Raw genomic sequence first — 21,047 nt, 5'->3', positions numbered from 1 at the left:
AGATCTTATGGTGGTTTTGCCGGGAGTGTTCACCTCTTCCCATACCGAACAGAGAAGTTAAGCCTCCCATGGCCGATGGTACTGCACAGAAATGCGGGAGAGTAGGTAGCTGCCATATTTATTGAAGAGCCCTTCGTGAGAACGAGGGGCTTTTTTTTGCGTATAGGCCAGCAACTGCAGGCAGCCTGCCTGCTAACAACATCTGCGGCCTCGCTTGGCTTTTACCGTTTTGCCAGCTACCATCTACTCTACGGCCTGCTGCCCACTACTCCAATTATCTGTCTACCATCTCCCACCTGTATTCACCCACCAGCTATCCACCCCCATTCATCGGCTTTATATCCCTGCCTGTCAGCGTTTACCGTCTTTCTTCCTCCTAATCTGCTATCTGCCATCCGTCATCTACCATCTATTTTCTATCTTTGCACTACCCCATAATTCAAGACATGAAACCCTTCATTATCCGCTGCCTTAAAATCACAGGTATCTCCATTGCAACCGTCTTCGCATTGATGTTTTTATTACCCATACTATTCCCGGGCTTCGTCTCCGGAAAAGTAAAAGACTGGGCCAATAGCAGCATCAAAGGTGAACTCAACTTCTCAAAAGCAAGACTCTCTTTCTTTCATCACTTCCCTTCTCTTACGCTTTCCTTATACGACTTTAGCCTGAAGGGAGCAGCCCCTTTTCAGAACGATACGCTCCTCTCCGCCCAGTCGCTTGCATTCGGCCTCAACCTGCGATCCGTTTTCTCCTCTACCATCAACATCAACAAGATCTTTATCGATAAGGCATCTATCCATGTCCAGGTAAATGAAAAAGGAGAAGCAAACTATAACGTATACGCTGCAGCATCCAACACCACTGCAGACAATAAAACAGATAGCAGCGGCGCTGCCCTGAAAATGGAAAGCATCGTTATCTCCAATAGTAACCTTGTCTACGACGATAAGTCCCTGCCCATGCTTATCAACGCAAGGCAACTGAACTACACAGGTAAAGGCGATTTCCAGAAAGCTGTCTTCGACCTCGCTTCCGATATCGAAGCCAGCTCCGTCGACTTCTACTACAACAAGCAGGGATACTTTATATCTAAAAAATTAAAAGCCCAACTGGTTACAAAAATTAACACCAACTCACTGGCTTTCCTGTTCGAAAAGAATGATTTAAAAATAAATAGTCTGCCCGTCAACTTTAAAGGAAAGTTCGAATTCCTGAAGAATGGCTACAACATGAACTTCGATATGCAAACGGCCAATACCGACCTGCACGACATCTTCTCCGCCCTCCCCGCAGAATACCTCGGCTGGCTGGCACAGACCGATGTAAAAGGCTTTGGCGATATTCGCGCCGTATTATCCGGACAATACATCGCCGAAGAACACCGCATGCCCAACCTGTCACTTGACATGAAAATAAGAGATGGATTTGTAGCAAATCAGAAAGCCCCCGATCCCATTAAAAACCTCTTCCTGAACATGCAGGTACGTATGCCACAGTGTACCCCCGATAGCCTCTACCTCAACATCGACTCTATATATTTTAATATTAATAAAGATTACCTGAGCGCCGTACTGCGGGTAAAAGGCATCAAAGAACCGCACATCTTCGCTAAAATGAACACCGCCATAGATCTCGAAAAATGGGACAGGGCGCTTGGCCTCCAACCGGTCGACCTTAAAGGACGTTACACAATGCACCTGCTGGCCGAGGGGAAATACGCAACAGCAGTAGTTCCAAAAGGATTGCGGAAAAGGGATACAGTGATCACCAGTATCCCCTCATTCAACTTCCGGTCTTCGCTCGAAAACGGCTACTTTAAATATGCAGGCTTGCCACAGGCAGTGGAAAATATCAGCTTTAATGTAAATGCATCCTGCGCCGGTAACAATTATAAACACACGAAGCTTGGCATCGAAAATATCAACGCCACTATACTGGGCAGCTACCTGAAAGGCTATTTCAAACTGCACAACCTGGCCGATAAGGATATCGAGGCTAGCCTCCGGGCTGTATGCCATCTCCAGGACCTCGCACAGGTCTATCCTATGGATAGCCTTACCTTAAAAGGCGACCTGGCAATGAACCTGGATGCAAAAGGACGTTACCTCCCCGAACGCAGGATCTTCCCCGTCGCCAAAGCCAATCTCACTTTGAAGAACGGCTTTATACAAACAAAATACTACCCCCAACCCATTGAAAATATTAAGGTAACAGCCGATATCTCCAACACAGCCGGCAACTTCAAAACTCTGAACATCGACCTTAGCCCCGTATCTTTCCGTTTTGCCCAGCAGCCCTTTTTATGCAAGGCCGACCTGCGCAACTTCGATAACCTGCGCTACGATATCGTCTCCCGTGGTATCCTCGATCTTGGAAATATCTATCGTGTATTTGCAGTGCAAGGCTATAACCTGAAAGGCTTTATCAAAACAAACCTTTCATTGCACGGCCTGCAAAGTGATGCGGCAGCAGGCAGGTTCAACAAACTTTCAAACAGCGGTACATTACAGGTAAAAAATATAGCGCTGGAATCAGAACTGTTTCCCCAGCCGCTGTGGGTAACAAGCGGCAAATTCCATTTCGAACAAGATAAAATGGTCTTCGATGCATTCCAGGGCAAATACGGTAGCGGCTTATTAACGTTGAATGGCCACCTCTCAAATGTCATAGCCTACGCCACCCAAAAAAATGCTCCCTTGCGGGGCAACTTTAACCTGAAATCAGATTTCCTCAAAGTAGATGAATGGATGGCCTTTGCCAACGCCCCCGCAGCCAGCACAACAACAAATGGCAAACCCGGTGCAGCAAACACAGGCACACCCAAAGCCACCGCCGCAACAGGCGTACTATTGATCCCCGCAAACCTCGATCTGAAACTGGCCGCCGGCATCAACAAAATACAATACCAGGGCCTCCTCCTCTCCGATGCACAGGGAGCGGTAAGCATCGACAGCGGCCGCATCACCCTTGATAAAACAGGCTTCACTGTCGCAGGATGTAAGGTGAATATGGATGCACTATACGAAAGCTTGTCTCCAATGAAAGCACATTTCGAATACCACGTGAACGCCGAAAACTTCGACGTCAAAAGAATGTATAAGGAAGTGGAACTGTTCCGCAATATGGTGACAGCAGCAGCTAAAGCGGAAGGCGTTATCTCTCTCGATTATAAATTGAGTGGTAAACTCGATGCCAACATGCAACCTGTATACCCATCCCTGAAAGGCAATGGCGTACTTACTGTTCAAAAGGTAAAGATGTATGGCTTTAAACTCTTCAATGCCGTTGGCGGAGCCACCGGTAAAGAAGGATTAAAGAATCCCGACCTGTCGAAGATTGAGATCAAATCACACATCGCCAATAACATCATTACCATCGAACGCACCAAAATGAAAGTAGCCGGCTTCCGCCCCCGCTTCGAAGGACAGGTCAGCTTCGACGGTAAAATGAATCTTAGCGGCAGACTCGGACTGCCACCACTTGGTATCATAGGCATCCCCTTCAGCGTCACAGGCACCCAGGAAAATCCCAAAGTAAAACTCAGGCGCGGCAAAGAATCCGACAAACTCGAAGAAACCACTGATCCCGATGATATAAAAGACTAACGCTATTCCAACACCGGCGCCAGCCACCTTCTCATCTCGTCCTCAGAAAGCCCTTTACGGGCAATATAATCTTCCAGCTGATCTTCAGTGATCTTATTTACCCCAAAATACTGGCTTTGAGGATGACTGAAATACCAGCCACAGATAGAAGAAGCAGGATACATCGCCAGCGATTCCGTTAACGTGATACCTATCTCTTTCTCTACATCCAGCAGGCTGAATAATTTGTACTTTTCAGTATGATCCGGGCACGCAGGATAACCCGGCGCCGGACGTATACCCATATACTTTTCTTTGATCAACTCTTCATTTGTCAGCTGCTCTTCTTTTATATAACCCCAGTACTCCGTACGAACTTTCTTGTGAAGTAACTCGGTGAACCCCTCTGCTATACGGTCAGAGAGCGCCTGGAGCATGATCTTGTTATAATCATCAAAAGCCTTTTCAAATCTTTCGATATGAGGCTCTATACCTTTTATAGTAACGGCAAAAGCGCCCAGGTAGTCATTATACTCACCGGGAACAGATGCAGGCTTTATAAAATCTGCTAATGAAAGGTTGGGCTGATCGGCCGCCTTCTTAACCTGCTGCCTGAGAAACTCTAGTCTTATCGCTTCTCCATCTGTCGAACCTGTAGAAGAAGTAACGGCCTTCACTGTAACGCTGTCTGCCGCTACTCTCGTAGCAGGCCAGAAACCAATCACAGCATGTGCTGTAAGCCACTTCTCTTCTATGATCTTATCCAGGAGCGCATTCGCATCGTTATATAAACGGGTTGCTTCAACGCCTATTACCTTGTCTGTTAACAGGTCGGGGAAACGCCCGCCCAGCTCCCACGATATAAAGAAAGGAGCCCAGTCTATATAATCCCTGATCGCTGCAAGATCATAGTTATGAAACGTCTGGCAACCGGTAAAGCTGGGTGCTGCAGCTGTATAATTATCCCAGTCAATTTTGGCAGGATTGCTTTTGGCTTCAGCATAAGAGAGGTATTGTTTAACAGATTTCTTTTTCCCGAAATCATCTCTCAGCTTAATATACTCTTTAGAGATCCCATTAAGAAAATCTCCTTTCTGATCCTTGTTGAGCAGGGAGCCCGCTACCGTAACACTGCGCGAGGCATCCAGTACATGTATCACCCCCTGGTCATATTCAGGTTGTATTTTAACTGCAGTATGCGTGCGTGATGTGGTGGCGCCGCCTATCATTAATGGCTGCGTCATATTACGGCGTTTCATCTCCTTGGCTACATGCACCATCTCATCGAGAGAAGGGGTGATCAAACCACTAAGACCAATGATAGCTACATTTTCCTTTTGTGCAGTATCAAGTATCTTATCGGCAGGAACCATTACTCCCAGGTCAATCACATCATAGCCGTTACAGCCTAATACAACACCCACAATGTTTTTACCAATATCATGCACATCACCCTTTACCGTGGCAATAAGGATCTTGGCCGCACCTCCCTGCTGGGCCGCAGGATTATTACGCTTTTCTTCTTCTATATAGGGCGTTAACACAGCTACACTGCGTTTCATCACACGCGCACTTTTCACTACCTGTGGCAGGAACATTTTACCCGCGCCAAATAAATCGCCCACTACATTCATCCCATCCATTAAAGGCCCCTCTATCACGTCCAGCGGACGCGGATATAATTGCCTTATTTCTTCTGTATCTGCATCTATATAATCAGTGATGCCGTTTACCAGCGCATGTTTCAGGCGCTCCGCTACAGGCGTATGACGCCACGCATCATCTTTCTTGACTTCCTTGGCGCCCGCCTTCACTGTTTCAGCAAAAGCGATCAGCTTGTCCGTAGCCTCGTTATTGGCATTGTTACGGTTCAGAATTACATCTTCACAGAGATCACGTAACTGAGGTTCTATTTCAGAATATACCTGCAGCTGACCGGCATTGACAATGCCCATCTCCATACCCGCAGCAATAGCATGATAAAGAAATACAGCGTGCATGGCCTCACGTACATGCTCGTTACCACGGAAAGAAAACGAAAGGTTACTGACACCGCCGCTGATCTTCACCAACGGAAACTTCTTTTTGATAATCCGGGTGGCTTCAATAAAATCTACACCGTAGTTATTATGCTCTTCCAAACCCGTAGCTACCGCAAATATGTTGATGTCGAAAATAATATCTTCAGGAGCAAAACCTACCTGCTCCGTAAGTATCTTATAGGCACGCTCAGATATCTCTACCTTACGCTCCATGGTATCGGCCTGCCCCTTCTCATCAAAAGCCATTACAATCACAGCCGCACCATAGCTCTTGCAGATATAAGCCTGCTCGATGAACTTGTCCTCACCCTCTTTCATGGAGATGGAGTTGACGATACACTTCCCCTGCACACACTTTAATCCGGCCTCTATGATCGCAAACTTCGAAGAGTCGATCATCACAGGTATCTTCGCAATATCAGGCTCACTCTGTAACAGGTTGAGGAAAGTGGTCATAGCCTGCACTCCATCGAGAAGCGCATCATCCATGTTCACATCAATCACCTGTGCGCCATTCTCCACCTGTTGACGCGCAACACTTAATGCCTCTTCATACTTATTCTCCTTGATGAGCCTTGCAAATTTCTTGGAGCCCGTAACATTGGTTCGTTCCCCCACGTTTACAAAATTCGTCTCGGGGCGTACTATCAAAGGTTCTAAACCACTTAAACGCAGGAAAGGTTTTATGGTACTCGTATTGCTCATTTTCTGTTTTACTTTAACTAGGTGCGGGAAACACGAATGGCCCCCGCAATAATGCAGTTGGTTACAAATCGTTTAAAGAGCCGTTTCAAGTTCCGGTATAGCCCTTGGCTGGAACTTTTTAACCTGGTCTGCAATATGTTTAATATGATCTGGAGTGGTGCCGCAGCAGCCACCTACAATATTTACATAACCTTGCTCAGCCCAGTCTTCTATGAAATGGGCAGTTTCATGAGGCGCTTCGTCATATTCACCCATCGCATTTGGTAAACCCGCATTGGGATAGGCCGAAGTATAACATGGTGCAATACGGCTGAGCTCTTCTATATGGCTGCGCATCTCGGAAGCGCCTAACGCACAGTTTAATCCTATGCTTAACGGCTTGGCATGATTTACCGAAATACAGAAAGCTTCCAGTGTCTGCCCGCTTAATGTCCTGCCGCTGGCATCTGTAATAGTGCCGCTGATCATGATGGGTAATGTATCCGCGCTTTCATCTTTGCCGGTAGTGTCCCTGAAGAACTTCTTGGCAGCATAGATAGCCGCCTTTGCATTAAGCGTGTCGAAGATCGTTTCAATCAACAGTACATCTACACCACCCTCAACAAGCCCTTTTATCTGGTCGTAATAAGCAGTAGCTACTTCATCGAACGTAACAGAACGATAACCTGGATTGTTTACATCAGGAGATAATGAAAGTGTTTTATTCATTGGGCCTATGGCGCCCGCAACAAAACGGGGCTTATCAGGATTCTTTGCCGTATAGGCATCGGCAGCCTTACGGGCAACCCTGGCAGATGCTACGTTCATTTCATAGGCAACTTCCTGCATATCATAGTCGGCTTGTGCAATAACGGTACTGCTGAAAGTATTGGTTTCAATAATGTCAGCGCCGGCCTCCAGGTATTGTTTATGAATTTCTTCAATGATCTGCGGCTGAGTGATACTTAACAGGTCATTGTTTCCCTTTACATCGCAATGCCAGTTCGCAAATCTTTCGCCACGATAGTCTTCTTCCTGCAGCTTATACCGCTGGATCATGGTACCCATAGCGCCATCAATAACGAGTATACGCTCCTGTAAACATTCCCTTATAGTCTTCATTCCTGAGATACTTATAAAACCGGCTTATTGGAAATAGTGGGGCAGATGTTGGTAAAACGTTGGGAAAACCGGCAATGTGGCTTCTTGGCGTTTATTAGTTCTGTCCCTGACGCCGGATCACCCCGCCGCCTGCAATAGCCGAACAATAAACCAAAATCCGCTATTGCAGATGCAAAGATAAGGAATAGATGATTGATAACAGAATAGCTATATTACTTCGTAAAAAGCCAGTTTAGTTATAGCAAACCTCCGGCAAAAAGCCGTTAAATCAATGCCTGTTAAATATAATTGTCGGCAATACCTGCTAAATATAATTGTCAATAGGCATACGGTTGGTTAAACTGCGCCCAAGCGTTAACTCGTCTGCATATTCCAACTCTCCGCCAAAGGCAATGCCCCGCGCTATCGTAGTCACTTTACAAGGTAAGTGCTTGATTTTCTTTTGAATATAATAAATCGTTGTATCCCCTTGGATATTCGGGTTAAGAGCAAAAACAAGCTCTTCCGTGCCTTCCTGGGCCACACGGTGCACAAGCGATTCTATGTTCAGCTGGTCGGGACCAATGCCATCCAGCGGGGAAATGATGCCGCCAAGTACATGAAAAGTACCGCTGAACTGCTGGGTACTTTCAATGGCTATCACATCCCTGAGGTTTTCTACAACACAGATAAGACGCTGGTTACGCAAAGCATTGGAGCAGATCGAACAGGTCTCCCCGTCGCTCACATTGAAACAGCGCCGGCAAAAATTGATTTCCTGCCGCATACGCGTGATCGCCTCCCCAAACTGCTGCACTTCACCGGGCTCCTGCTTTAACAGGTGCAAAACCAGCCGTAAAGCCGTTTTTTTGCCAATGCCGGGCAACTTCGAAAACTCATTCACCGCATTTTCTAACAACGAAGATGGTAACTGCATACTGCAAAATTAAGCTGCAAAAGGGTTATTCCTACTTGCCAGGAGGCCTTTGCCCCGGCCGTCCCGTAGGTTTTTTTTGCTCCGGAACTTCAAACGGGTCTCCTTGCGTTATATCCCACTCATTATCCCAGTTCCCGCGAACAGTAACTTTGCCCGGTTTCGCAGGATACACCAGCTCAGGCTGCTCCTTTTCCGCACTTTCCCAGAAACGCCCCGGAGTCCACTTGCCATCCTGGTTCTTATCATACAGGATCCGTAATTCATAATCCCCCGGTGCATATAAACGACGCGACCAGCTTTTGTCCCTGATGGCAATGGAATCAACGACTTTGTCGCTCTGTAAAATCTGTAATACAGGATGACGCTCAAGATCAATTCCGTTAAAATGAAACTTGATACTACCGTATGCCGACTCTTTCTTAACCTTGAAATCAATGGTGTCCGACTTATGAATATTGGTACCGCCGCTGTCGGTGGCCGCCTCTTTGTCAATCATTAGCCTTAACTCCGTTTCAGCCTTCCACGGATAGGTAAGCGTTATCTTGGTAGCGGTCGTATCAGTCCACGTAAAATGAGGCTGTACCGGCAAGGGTTTATAATTGGTATCTGCAAGCACCATTTTGCTGCTGTCAAAACTTTTCAGGGGACGGTTAAAGCCCAGGAAAAGTGGTGTAAGTATATCCTGCTCTCCGGCCGATAAACTGGTGCCGGTGATCTTCAGGCGCTTATCTTCTTCTTTCTCCTTATCCTTGTTCTTTTTCTTGTTATTGCCTGAAGACTGCTGTGAACGTGTTGCCTTTGGCTTTTCTAAATACTCCTGGAAAGCGTAAAGTTTGATAGCGGGAGTATTCACATTCACAGTAACAGAGGAATCGAGAAACGCAAACAACTTGGTACTGTCATCATACCTTTTATTATAATCGTTGGGAATGGCATATACCGCAAACTTCGCCGGGGGCAGATTGTTAAAGCGGAAATGCCCATGCCCGTCAAGCTTGGCATAGTATCGCGGTCTTGACCGGCTCACGGCAGTATCGTTCAGATTATTATGCAGCACAACTATAAGAGTGCTGTCTATTTTACCCGTCTGGGCCAGTTGAACCGTTCCTTCCAGGTAACAGCTGTCAATAGTGCTGCCCGTAGAAAACACATAAGTGAACTCCTTGGCTATATTGCCCTCATTAACATCTTTGATCGACTTCCCAAAATTGATGGAATAGGTAGTATTCGCTTCAAGACTATCTTTCAAACGTATCGTCACCGTACGCAGTTTGCCTTCTATCTGGGGAATGTTCTTGGCATTGGGTGAAACAATCACGTTTTCCTGTGTATTATCCAGGGTAACATACTCATCGAAATGAAGAACAATGCGGTTGCCGCTGAAATGGCGGGTAGAGTCCTTGGGCACCGCACTTAACAATACCGGCGCCAGCGAGTCTTTAGGACCTCCCCCGGGAGGAATGATATTCGCACACGACGAAACGCTGGAAACATAGGAGCCCAGTACAGCCAGCATAAGAAAATAAAAAATATAAGATCTCTTCCGCATATGATTAAATAGGCTGCAAACTTAACTTACTTCTTTCATCCGGCAGCAGCACGCCGGAACTCGAAAGGCAAATTAACGTTTTGCTATTCTTCTTCCTCGCTTTGTTCATGTAACGCTATCGCCATGTTATTGGTTTTAACGAAGTTACACCAGTGGCAGTCCGCTTTCCCACAGCCGGTATAGAACTCGCGTGCCTGTATCTTTTGCCATACATCGGTGATCTGTTGCGTTACGGTAGTAATATCTTCCGGCCTTATAACAACCTTCCGCTTCTGGTATTCCTTCTTTTTATCAGGTTCCACAAAATCAAATTCAGTGCTCACTACCTGCCACGAACGTTGTTCATATCCATCAACAAGTATCTTGTAAAACACAGCCTGACGCCAGTAATCACCGCCAACAGGATTCTTTTCGCCCGGGGGCAGCAGCTTGTCCCTTGCCTTGTCAGGATCACCCGTTTTGTAGTCCACCACATTCACTTCTTTTCCCTCAAACTCCAGCTTGTCAAGCTTACCTTTTAAAGGCACCTCCTTCACTACTACATTGCGGATATTTCTCTCTACTGCCACTACTGTGTTCCACTGGTGAATGTATTTGTTATAATAATTGGTAAGAACATCTACGCCATACTCCAGGCGGCGCTTGAACTGCTCACGCGTAAAGCTTTCGCGATGACGATGCATATACCAGTTGAAATCGGCGATAAAGTCTTCCAAAGTACCAAACCGCTTATTGTTATCGAGCTGCATTTTCTCGAATAAACGCTGTAAGGCATGGTGTACGGCAGAACCAAACTCCGTCGCTTCATTTTTAGGAGACGGTATACGCACAAGATTCTTAAAGTAGAACTCAAGCGGACATTTAAGATAGTTGTTCAATGCCGTCACATTCATTACAAACTTGTCGAGCATATTCGAAACAAAATCTTCCTCTATCTTTTCTATTTCAGGAGCCTGTATCTTGTCAAATACCAGCGCCTGGAACTGCAGCTGTATTTCCGGACCAACTACTACCGGTTCCGCTTTTAAAGTGCCCTGCTCCTGGAGCTCTGCAATGAACATGGAAGGCTCAAGCTCCTTACCATCATTTTTGAAACGGCAGTACGAAAGCGTAAGATGTTGTTCTGCCCTCGTAAGCGCTACATAGAACAAACGGCGTAATTCCTCAAAATCTGTAGCAGTACTGGTGGCCGCTATATCAAACATGGTATCGGGAAAAGAATAACCACCACCTGGCTTTCGCTTTTTCTCCCACGACGAAGCATTACAGCCCGCAACAAATACATACTCAAATTCAAGACCCTTCGACCCGTGCGCAGTTAGCAGGTTTACACCTTTGTCACTGCCGCTGACCTGTACCATCGGAAGAGAAATATTCTCCTTTTCCATAAGGTCTATTATATCTATAAAAGCATGAATGCTTAGCGTAGGCTTACGGCGCGTCTCTTCTTTTACAAAATCAAATAAGGCCGTCAGAATTTGCATCTGGAATATCTTCTCCTCGCTTTGCATAATGCTGGCAAGAATGCCCGCTTCACGGATCATAAACTCAAACAACCCTTGCAAAGTCATGTTGGGAACCGCTGCAATCAGCTTTTCTATAATAACCCCTGCCTGCTTTAGCTGGGGTAAAAGTCCTTTCGAAAACAAGTCCCTGGGAGGTTCATTGCTTTTCTCGAGCAGTAATTGCCGGATAGATGTTTTGTTGTCCGAAAACTGCCGTCCCGCCACCTCTATACTTAAACGCGCGATTTCTACAGGAGGAATATTGAACCAGTCGAAATGTAATAGCTCAAACAACATCTCATCACCGCCATAAGCCGTATCATGCTCCGCAGAAAGATAACGGAATAACAGTAATATCTTTTGCGCTAATGGATCATCAAGAACGTTGATGCTGCGTTTACTATATAAAGGAATACCCCTGAGCCTGAAATAATGCGCCAGCTCCTCACCATACTTGTTCTCTTTATATAGAATACTGATACGCCCCGGCAACACACCCTGCGCCAGTAACGCTTCTACCTGCAGGGTAATATCTATCATCTCCTGCTTCTGTGTTTCATATTCTTTGATAACAGGCGGGTGCATTAATGATTTTATCTTAACGTTCGAAGCAATAAGATCCTTCGTAAGATTTAGTGAAGGCTTCTTTTTAATAAGCCTGTCGTTATTGCGGCTGATCAGTGATGTCGATACATCAAGAATGGGTTGAGTAGAACGGTAATTGTTCTCAAGCACAATCACCAGCAGGTCACTGTAACGCTCCATGAAACCGCCCATGTTTTCAATATTGGCACCCTGGAAACGGTAAATACTCTGATCATCATCGCCCACTACAAAAACGTTGGGTTCATCCCAGTAGTTGATGAGCAGTTCCACCAGTTTGTTCTGGGTACCGCTGGTATCCTGGTATTCATCAACAAGAATATAAAGATATTGCTCCTGGTAGCGGTTTAAAAGTGGTTTGTTTTCTTCAAACGCTTTTAATACCCAGTTGATCATGTCATCAAAATCATAACGGTTCCGCTGCCGCATCAGTTGCTGAAACCGGTCAAACTCGTTCACGGCCGCACGCAGCTTTTCCATCTTCTCTTTCTCCTCCTCGATCTTATCAGTGCGTACATCCCCTTTTTTAAAGTCCTTGACAGCGCGCTTCGCAATGTATTCATCACGGAACGGCAGGCGCTCTATGTACTGGTCTATTTTACTGTTGATGAATTCCGGCGTCCAGCCTTCACGCTTCATGGTACTGAATAGCGATTGCAGGTTGTTGATCTCGAAATACACATCCCCCCGGTAACGTTTTAACGGATGATTTTTAGGGAAAGCATCGATAAGTTCTTTGAAGAGCGCTATCCGTTCCAGGTCAGAGATCGGATCAAGTATGTTCTTCTCGAACAAGGATAAGTTTTCCTGTATAACATCATTGCAAAAAGCATGGAAAGTATAAATGTTCACCTTGTAGGCATCAGGACCTATAAAGTTCAGCAGCCGGCGTCGCATCGCTACTACGCCCGCATCGGTATAAGTAAGACAAAGTATGTTCTCCGGACGGGAGTCGGTCTCCAGCAATATCTTGCCTATACGGGCGCTTAAGATCTGGGTCTTGCCCGTTCCGGGCCCGGCAATCACCATTACCGGACCTTCTATGGTGTCAACAGCCTTCTGCTGTTGGGCATTTAATTGCTTGTAAACCTGGAGAAACTTTTCTGTCTGTTGCTGTTTTCCTGCCATATTTCAAAGGTAGGGTATGACGGCCTGTTTCGTAGCAGTGGTTTTCACCGGTTAAAGCTACATTTGTGCTTTATCGCCGATATCATGAATAGTAAGTTCCTTTATATCATTTTCTTTGGATTATTAGCAGCCTGCAGGCCGGAATATAAAAACCCGCATGTGCTGATTCGTAGCGCTGCAGGAGATATTGAGCTGGAATTATATCCCGGTAAAGCGCCTAAAACAGTGGCCGCCTTCCTGTCGTATGTCGATTCAGGATGCTACCAGCCCGCTTCCTTTTACCGCGTACTTAACGACGAAAACCAACCCTCAAATGCACCCAAAAGCAGCCTGATACAGGGCGGAATATGGCGTACCAACTATAAAAAAGCGGCAGCTGTAACCGGCGTATCCCACGAAACAACACAACAGTCCGGCATTCTTCATAAAAATGGAACCATTTCCCTGGCAAGAACCGATACCGGAACCGCCAAAACCGAATTCTTTATTTGCATAGGAGACCAGCCCGGACTTGATTTTGGCGGAGAGAATAATCCCGATAAACAGGGATATGCCGCCTTTGGAAGGGTTGTGAAAGGTATGAACGTTGTAAACACTATTTATAAAAGACCGGAGGATGACCAGTATTTCCATCCCCCGGTTGCAATATTGACAATTGAACGGCTATAAGCTCTCTTCAGCTGTTACTTTGTCGATACGAACCCATTTCATGCCCGCCGCTGTTGCTGCCTGAACACCAGCATCGCCGTCTTCAAAAACAATACACTGATCAGGACGTACACCCAGATCTGCTGCTGCTTTTAAAAATGGATCAGGATAAGGTTTGCCATTTTCTGTTTCTCCTGCACATACCAGTATCTCTACCAGGTCTAATATGCCTAACACGGTAAGTGTTTTTTGTACCGTACGGCGGCTGCCACCCGAAACCACGCCTATCTTAACTTTGCCGGCATGTTCCTTCAGGTGGTTTACTACGAAATCAATGGGTTTGGTATGCTCGATATATTCTTCAATGAACAGGCGTGATTTTTCAGTTGCAAACTCCAATGGTACAAAATCAGTTCCGTAACGTTTGTTGATCTCTTCTACCACCAGCACAGTCGGTAACCCGGCAAACTCATCGATGATCGCGGCGTCCAGTGTTAAACCATGTAAAGCAGCCACTTTTACATACGAATCCTTATGCGCCTGCATATTGTCGGCCAGCGTGCCGTCACAGTCGTATAAAAACGCTTCGTAACCATCTGTTAACTTTGTAAGTGCCTGCTGCTTCTGAATGCTTATACCGTTGTCCATGTTGTTTTGCTTTAAAAGGAGGCAAAGATAAAGCGAAATATTTCCTCCGGGCGCCGCGAATAACAGGTTAAGTAACTATTATTGCCACTGGCCTTCTAGCCTCTTTGCCCAACCTAATCCTTTACAATAGGTAAAGCCGCCAATAATAAGCCCATTGGAAAGCCTTTTGTCAAACATAGTGATCTGGTGAAAAGAGGGGAACTGGTGTTTGTAATGCAGGCCAAACCGGTGCGCTAAACCAAATGCCGTCAATTTTGTTTTATCAAAAAACATTACATGGTACATGTCATAAAATGTACACAACGCATTCCGGTTTCTGTTGACAAAGCATGGAGCTTCTTTAGCAGCCCGGCCAATCTTAAGGAGATCACACCCGCTAATATGGGCTTCGATATTACCAGCGATCTCTACGAAGGAAAGATGTATCCGGGCCAGATAATTGAATACAGGCTCAAGCTGCTGGGAGGTATAAAAGTGTATTGGATGACCGAAATAACACACGTGGAGGAAAATCGCTTCTTTGTAGATGAGCAGCGCTTCGGCCCCTACGCCATGTGGCATCACCAGCATCATTTCGTGCCCATAGAAGGTGGAGTGGAAATGACCGATATCGTCCATTATAAGATTCCCTGGGGACCACTGGGCTCGATCGCCCACGCTTTTTATGTTAAAAAACAACTGGATCATATATTCAGCCACCGCTTTCAGAAAATAGAAACTATCTTCGGCCCGTTTACCTATCTTCATAACGCCTAAAAGAAAACTGTATGTCATTACCCGTAAATAACAAAAATGCCGGTAAGAAAACTGGCAAGAAGCAAACGAATAATATGCAGGGCGGTTCCAAGTTTATCGCGAAACCCGGCGCAAAAGCTGCAGGAACAGTTAAAACTGTTAAAACGGGCGGTAGCCGTGGAAGCTAATTCCAGTCGCACTGTTCTTAGTTAAAATACAATTAATGCCGCTTTTTTCTTCTAAAAAGCGGTTTTGTATTTTTATCTTTGACCGCATAATCCCGCAAAAAGATTATACTTTGACTAAATTGGAAGCACGGCTATTACAATCGCTGGTACTGATATCGTTTAACACCATCGCCCTTCTGGCAGGCTGCAGTAACAGCGCTGAACCCACAGATAATGCTACTGATAGCACTGAGATCGCTCTTGATAAGAAAGCTGGCATCGATACTGCCATTTCTCTGTCCGAACCAGCAGCTACTAAATTCAAATGGACCAAACCGGTTTACGATACTACCAAACAGTACATCTATCTCACTTTCGACGATGGTCCGCAAAACGGAACCATGACCTGTTATAATATCTGCCGCTCCGAAGGCGTGAAAGCTACCTTCTTTATGGTAGGACAGCACGTGTTCGATAAAAGGCTCAGCGGTATTGTCGACACCATCCGCGCCAGCTACCCGCAGTCATTACTGGCAAACCATAGCTACACACATGCCAATGGCCACTACCAGTATTTCTATAGCCACCCCTATTTTGCCCAGGACGATTTCCTGAGGGCACAAACCAAACTGAACGTTCCTTATAAGATCATTCGCCTGCCCGGCAACAGCGCCTGGGTAAGAGAAGGCGAAGTCAGAGCTTCTAAAACGGTAAAGGCCGTATGTAACCTGCTCGATTCCGCAGGATACAATGTTGCCGGCTGGGATGTGGAATGGAACTTCAGGCATACCGATAGTAAACCCGTTCAGTCAGTAAGCAGCATGATGAAACTCGTTGCAACTGCCTTCGAACGCAAAGAAACGCATACAAAGAATCACCTCGTGATATTAACACATGATCGCATGTTCCGCCATCCCGCAGATGCCGATTCCCTGCGACTGTTCATCGCCGAATTAAAAAAGAACCCCGCCTACGAATTCGAAACAATCGATAATTATCCCGGACAAAAAACGCCTGTATATTCAGGGCACTGATAAGTTCGTCTGTTATCAGCTATCGCCCGTCTCCATCAAGCAGGTTCCCCAAACCACCGAGAATACTGCCCTCTTCTTTACGGTTATAAGTACCATATTGTATAATACGGCTTGCAAGACGACTGATAGGCAATGTCTGGATCCATACCTTACCCTCACCTCTCAGCGTTGCAAAGAATACACCCTCACCACCGAAAAAGGTATTACGGATCCCGCCGATAAATTCAATATTGTAGTCAACGCCATGCGTAAAACCAACAAGACAGCCAGTATCAATTTTCAGCAACTCACCTGGCTGCAACTGCTTCTCAATAACGTGTCCGCCGGCATGCATGAACGCCATACCATCTCCTTCAAGCTTCTGCATAATAAAACCCTCACCACCGAATAAGCCGGTGCCCAGCCTGCGCTGAAATTCTATACCTATGCTTACGCCCTTGGCTGCACACAAAAAAGCATCTTTCTGACAAATAACACGGCCGCCAAGTCGCAGAAGATCCAATGCTATGATCTTCCCCGGATAAGGAGAAGCAAAACTTACTTGCTTTTTACCATGCCCCACATTCGTAAATGCAGTCATGAATAAATTTTCACCAGTAAGCAAACGTTTCCCCGCACTAAATAATTTGCCCAAAAAACCGCCTGTTTGCTGGCTGCCATCTCCAAAAATGGTTTGCATCTGAATGCCATCGTCCATCATCATAAACGCGCCGGGTTCCGCTACCGCTGTTTCATTAGGGTCAAGCTCCACTTCTACATACTGCATTTCTTCGCCGAAAATGCGATAATCTATTTCATGATTGCTGATCATGTGGTTGTCTGTTTTTAATATACAGGAAAATTACAGCTTAGTATCTAAATACGTTCGCAAATCTGTCCGCATACCTTTAATTTCATCCAGCATCTCCTTTAAAATGCTATCGGCAGCCGGATGATCGCCACTACCTGCGCCCTGCCTTTTGGCAGCCGATTGGTAAGGACCCGGAGATTGTGCAACAATCGATTGGTGATTGCTAAGACTTACACGAAGAAGATCGTCAATATTTACTTCAAAGAATACAGCTATATCTATTAAGGTTTGTATCTGAGGCTCTGTTTTGCCGTTCTCATAATTAGACCACGTGCCTCCGGAAATACCCAATACAGCAAGCATCTCATCTTGCCTTAACTTGCGCTGCTTCCGTAGAAAATATAGATTTTCTGGTAGGTAATTCAAGGTTAATAAGATTTTCAATTAAAATTACTAATTTTTTCAATCTCAAAACGTTTAACTCCTTAATTTTACAACTTACTTAGAATTCTCTTTCTCTACTTGCTATCTCCCCAACATTTAAAATCTTAAATCATAGCGCAATGGATGATAGCACCAGTTGTATGTGGCCTGCACCGCCGCAGCAACAAAACCACCCCAATCTGGCTTTTCAGGAATTTACCGAAGCCTTTGATCTCTCCTTATCACGCGAGCAGCTTTGGATGCTTACAAAAGCGTTTATAGGCAGCGAAGAATGCGATGGCCTTTCGGCACACGATCGCAGCCGTTATATCTTCTTCTACGAAAAACTCGATGCGCTCATCGAAGCAGTATATCTTATGCAGCGGCAACCTGCTCCGGTTATTCCTATTCTGCCAACGCCGCCGGCTGCCTGAACATAAGTGCCGCTTATGTTCAGGCGCTGCGCGCTTTACAAACTATAAATAATATTGAAAAAGAAATTCCGCCCCATCCGGGGAATGCGGTTCCAATCAGCAAAACTGGTGTAACTTCTATCCAGTATATTTTCTGCACCACCCTTTAACTGTAACTGCTGCCGGCCAAAAGAAAATGTTTTTCCAAGCGAAGCATTTAGGATATGCCAGGCAGCTGCCGGCGTTTCACCATACGCCTTACTATAGTCGGAATAAGAGGCTGACCCTTGTACGCTTATCTCTGCCGATAAACTGCTCTTCACATAAGCTGCTCCCAGGTTATATTGAAATGGCTGCATCAGCGGAAGCTTTCCACCCGATTGATCACGGCCATATTTATACGAGATGCCCGATTTTAATTTCAATCCTGTAATAACCTGGTAGCCGGCATCAACTCCGGCACTTATAATATCCGCCGATGAAAGCGATTCATATGTTTTAACACCTGCCGCTCCAATGGTCATCGCCGAATAACCGGCATTAGCCCTGCCTATGATATAGTCAAGTATATGAAAGTAGTTGCCAAATATTTTTAAAGAAACACGCGGCGAACTGTAACTGCTCGATATACCCGCTTCCATCGACTTTTCATTTTCAAGAAAAGGATTACCAATATAATCAAAGCGGTCAAAACTGTTGAACAGGTAAAAGCCATAGGCTTCCGAAACAGAAGGAGCACGCTGCCCGTAACCAGCCCGCACCAGGTGCTTCCAGTTAGTGGTTTCACGGCTTAAAGCCACCGATAACGACGGCAGCACCCTGCTCTTGCTATCATGCAGCGAAGGATAAAATATCTTCAGACTGTTAAGCCCCAACGTACTGCTTACAGCATTGCGCTGATAACCCAGGCCAGCCGAAACAGTAGTATACCAGCCAGCAAGCCATCTTATTTTATCTTCTATGAAAACACTGCCGTACATAGTATTGATATCCGGCCAGGTAAGCATGAACATATCCCTCGTGTTGGCATCATTCGAAAACATGGTCATCTCCGCATATGAATTATTGAAGTGTGCAGAAAGATTTGCCATAAAATTATGAATGCCCGATCTGCCATTCATCCTCGAATAAAAACCTGCAGTCTTTGCCCGTCCGGGCATATCCATCCTTACAGGAACATCGGGGCGTTTGCTGTCATCCATGATATGCTTGACAGTGTTATAATAAACCTTGGTTTCCCAGTTCGAGACAACACCATTCAAAGGATGTACAAAATAAGACACAGAAGCAATTACAGCCCGTGCAAGCGATACATCCATCGGCAAAGCTGCATAGCCAACATCCGATGCCCTGTCAAAAATGAAGGCTGCTTCAACATGCTGCCGCTCATTAAGCTTATAACCTATCGACGAAGAAATATTGTACTTGGTGAACTGTGTATAGTTTATTTCTTTGCCGCCACCCGCTTTATAATTATCCGCATCCCGGTATATAAAACTAATATCGCCAAAGAACTTGTTCGTCGAACGGCTGAACGATCCTCCCAGGATTCTTTGCATATTCGAAGTCTCAAGACCGCTGAACACGGTGCCGGCAAAAGGAGCGCCTGAAAAGCCCGGTTTCTTTCTTTGCAGATCAATACTGCCGGCAATAGTAGAACCCTGACTTGCACCGGATTGCCCATGACTTACTTTGGCCTGCGCAAGATGGGTAATATCTACATACGAGGTAATAGGATCCATCCTGTCGGTACAGGCGCCGTAAATACGCATACCGTCAACGGTGATCACACTACGTTCTGTAGCCATGCCGTTAAGCATCGGCTCCCAGGCATAACCCCCTCTTTTGATCATGTTAATGCCTGCAGCTGCATCAAGATAAGTATCAAGGGATGCCAGCATTTTCATGGTGCGCGAAGAATCGTACGCCGTGCGGCCAATAACAATCACTTCTTCCAGCTGACGCGTCCCAACGCTGTCAGCTTCATGTTTATGATCCTGACTGTAGAGACAAGAGGCTGTCATCAGGATGGTGGCAGCCGGTAATAACAAGTATTTCATCTTTCGCGGACTTAGAATTCTATTTCAAAATAGATACTGCTGCTTTCATTGGCCTCTGTTACTTTTTCCCCTTTCAGAACATTGCCCGAAGCATCTTCCAGCTGCAGGTTTATTTTCCAGTAACCGGTCATGGTTAAGCTTAATAGGCCTTCATATAAACCACCGGCAGCTGCTTGCACAAGATCACGGTTGTTGGGAGAGGAGTGATTATTCATTCCGGGCATACGCGGATCTATCTTTACTTTGAAATTATTAACAACAGTATAGCCGCTCATACCTTCTGCCTTATACAGCACAGCAGACATCACATTCTGCGCTACCTGTGGTTTGGCCGGTGCAACAAGCGCCAGTATGTAGTTAACATTATCCGTTCCCCGGAAAACATTGATGGTACGTTTGGTGGCTTCTCTTACCATAATACGGCCCAACGCTGTATAAGGCTGGCCATCGATGGTGTAGGAAATAGCAAGCTCCCAATGCTCGGCATCGTTACTGGCCATCTGGAATATTATAGAACCTCCGTAAAGCGAGTGGGTATTCGACGTTTTGGCTACCGCCGAATAAGGACAGGAATGACGCATGCTCGCCATCTGCATGGTAGGGACCCAGGTTACTGAAGCATTGTTTACAAAAGACCCGTCTTTGTTTTTAATACGCAAAAATATCTCATTGTAGCCACTATAAAATGATCCGTTGGCGGTGTATAGCTCCAGTTCATGTGTATCGTTGCTGAGGGTGATCACTTGTTGCAGATCCGCTGTTTCGTTGGTGTCGGGGGTACTGCTATCCTTGCTGCAGGAGAGAGCGAACAGGCTAACAAACAGGGCGAGCAAGGGATAGGTTATTTTATTCTTTAATTGCATTGTAATAGTATTGAAAGAATGGCATTCCGGCCGGCAATGCCAGGTATAACAAGCTGTTGCATGGTTGCACAAATAGCTTGCATGATGTGTGAATAATGTTGATGAGATACACCGGGTCTTATTCAATCAT

General features: G+C 45.8%; 16 protein-coding genes and 1 rRNA gene. 7 read left to right on the top strand and 10 right to left on the bottom strand.

Annotated features, from left to right (window positions below):
* The first annotated feature begins 6 nt into the window (after window positions 1-6).
* Together rrf and ESB13_RS19620 are read left to right on the top strand one after the other, a co-directional pair.
* Window positions 7-118 (top strand): 5S ribosomal RNA (gene rrf / locus ESB13_RS19625).
* A gap of 328 nt (window positions 119-446) precedes the next feature.
* On the top strand, window positions 447-3,608 hold the full coding sequence (locus ESB13_RS19620; protein ID WP_129005384.1) for an AsmA family protein: 3,162 nt from the start codon (window positions 447-449) through the stop codon (window positions 3,606-3,608).
* A 2-nt stretch (window positions 3,609-3,610) separates the two neighbouring features.
* Here ESB13_RS19620 and metH read toward each other — a convergent pair whose 3' ends face one another.
* The 5 genes from metH to ESB13_RS19595 form a co-directional block, all read right to left on the bottom strand.
* Window positions 3,611-6,334, bottom strand: a complete 2,724-nt coding sequence (metH, locus tag ESB13_RS19615) for a methionine synthase (RefSeq protein WP_129005383.1) — start codon at window positions 6,332-6,334, stop codon at window positions 3,611-3,613.
* Between the two features lie 72 nt (window positions 6,335-6,406).
* Window positions 6,407-7,435, bottom strand: coding sequence for a homocysteine S-methyltransferase family protein (locus ESB13_RS19610; protein ID WP_129005382.1), 1,029 nt, complete (start codon window positions 7,433-7,435; stop codon window positions 6,407-6,409).
* A 304-nt stretch (window positions 7,436-7,739) separates the two neighbouring features.
* On the bottom strand, window positions 7,740-8,351 hold the full coding sequence (recR, locus tag ESB13_RS19605; protein WP_129005381.1) for a recombination mediator RecR: 612 nt from the start codon (window positions 8,349-8,351) through the stop codon (window positions 7,740-7,742).
* A 31-nt stretch (window positions 8,352-8,382) separates the two neighbouring features.
* A complete protein-coding gene (locus tag ESB13_RS19600) occupies window positions 8,383-9,900 on the bottom strand; it encodes an Ig-like domain-containing protein (RefSeq protein ID WP_129005380.1) in 1,518 nt (505 codons plus the stop codon).
* A gap of 83 nt (window positions 9,901-9,983) precedes the next feature.
* The gene (locus ESB13_RS19595) at window positions 9,984-13,136 is read right to left on the bottom strand and encodes an ATP-dependent helicase (protein WP_129005379.1); all 3,153 of its coding nucleotides are present in this window, start codon (window positions 13,134-13,136) and stop codon (window positions 9,984-9,986) included.
* Between the two features lie 84 nt (window positions 13,137-13,220).
* Here ESB13_RS19595 and ESB13_RS19590 point away from each other — a divergent pair, with 84 nt between their 5' ends.
* Window positions 13,221-13,805 (top strand): peptidylprolyl isomerase, encoded by a 585-nt coding sequence (locus ESB13_RS19590; protein ID WP_129005378.1) that lies wholly within the window; start codon window positions 13,221-13,223, stop codon window positions 13,803-13,805.
* On the opposite strand, the gene ESB13_RS19585 is transcribed toward ESB13_RS19590, so the two are convergent.
* Complete coding sequence (locus ESB13_RS19585; protein WP_129005377.1) at window positions 13,800-14,432, bottom strand: HAD family hydrolase; 633 nt, start codon at window positions 14,430-14,432, stop codon at window positions 13,800-13,802. The genes ESB13_RS19590 and ESB13_RS19585 overlap by 6 nt on opposite strands.
* Window positions 14,433-14,708: 276 nt before the next feature.
* Here ESB13_RS19585 and ESB13_RS19580 point away from each other — a divergent pair, with 276 nt between their 5' ends.
* From ESB13_RS19580 to ESB13_RS19575, 3 genes are all read left to right on the top strand, one after another.
* Window positions 14,709-15,188: an SRPBCC family protein gene (locus ESB13_RS19580; protein ID WP_129005376.1), complete on the top strand. Its 480-nt coding sequence runs from the start codon at window positions 14,709-14,711 to the stop codon at window positions 15,186-15,188.
* 11 nt (window positions 15,189-15,199) lie between these two features.
* Window positions 15,200-15,355 (top strand): hypothetical protein, encoded by a 156-nt coding sequence (locus ESB13_RS23835; protein WP_164974284.1) that lies wholly within the window; start codon window positions 15,200-15,202, stop codon window positions 15,353-15,355.
* Between the two features lie 110 nt (window positions 15,356-15,465).
* Window positions 15,466-16,368, top strand: a complete 903-nt coding sequence (locus ESB13_RS19575) for a polysaccharide deacetylase family protein (protein ID WP_164974283.1) — start codon at window positions 15,466-15,468, stop codon at window positions 16,366-16,368.
* 19 nt (window positions 16,369-16,387) lie between these two features.
* On the opposite strand, the gene ESB13_RS19570 is transcribed toward ESB13_RS19575, so the two are convergent.
* Together ESB13_RS19570 and ESB13_RS19565 are read right to left on the bottom strand one after the other, a co-directional pair.
* Window positions 16,388-17,179 (bottom strand): TIGR00266 family protein, encoded by a 792-nt coding sequence (locus ESB13_RS19570; protein WP_181955314.1) that lies wholly within the window; start codon window positions 17,177-17,179, stop codon window positions 16,388-16,390.
* 30 nt (window positions 17,180-17,209) lie between these two features.
* On the bottom strand, window positions 17,210-17,602 hold the full coding sequence (locus tag ESB13_RS19565; protein ID WP_129005374.1) for a helix-turn-helix domain-containing protein: 393 nt from the start codon (window positions 17,600-17,602) through the stop codon (window positions 17,210-17,212).
* A 119-nt stretch (window positions 17,603-17,721) separates the two neighbouring features.
* Here ESB13_RS19565 and ESB13_RS19560 point away from each other — a divergent pair, with 119 nt between their 5' ends.
* Window positions 17,722-18,015: a hypothetical protein gene (locus ESB13_RS19560; RefSeq protein WP_129005373.1), complete on the top strand. Its 294-nt coding sequence runs from the start codon at window positions 17,722-17,724 to the stop codon at window positions 18,013-18,015.
* 35 nt (window positions 18,016-18,050) lie between these two features.
* On the opposite strand, the gene ESB13_RS19555 is transcribed toward ESB13_RS19560, so the two are convergent.
* Together ESB13_RS19555 and ESB13_RS19550 are read right to left on the bottom strand one after the other, a co-directional pair.
* Window positions 18,051-20,054 (bottom strand): TonB-dependent receptor plug domain-containing protein, encoded by a 2,004-nt coding sequence (locus ESB13_RS19555; protein ID WP_129005372.1) that lies wholly within the window; start codon window positions 20,052-20,054, stop codon window positions 18,051-18,053.
* Between the two features lie 11 nt (window positions 20,055-20,065).
* Window positions 20,066-20,917, bottom strand: coding sequence for a hypothetical protein (locus ESB13_RS19550; protein ID WP_129005371.1), 852 nt, complete (start codon window positions 20,915-20,917; stop codon window positions 20,066-20,068).
* Window positions 20,918-21,047: the final 130 nt, after the last annotated feature.

It is taken from the genome of Filimonas effusa, assembly GCF_004118675.1.
Classification (GTDB): domain Bacteria; phylum Bacteroidota; class Bacteroidia; order Chitinophagales; family Chitinophagaceae; genus Filimonas; species Filimonas effusa.
This window is presented reverse-complemented; position numbering and strand designations above follow the sequence as displayed.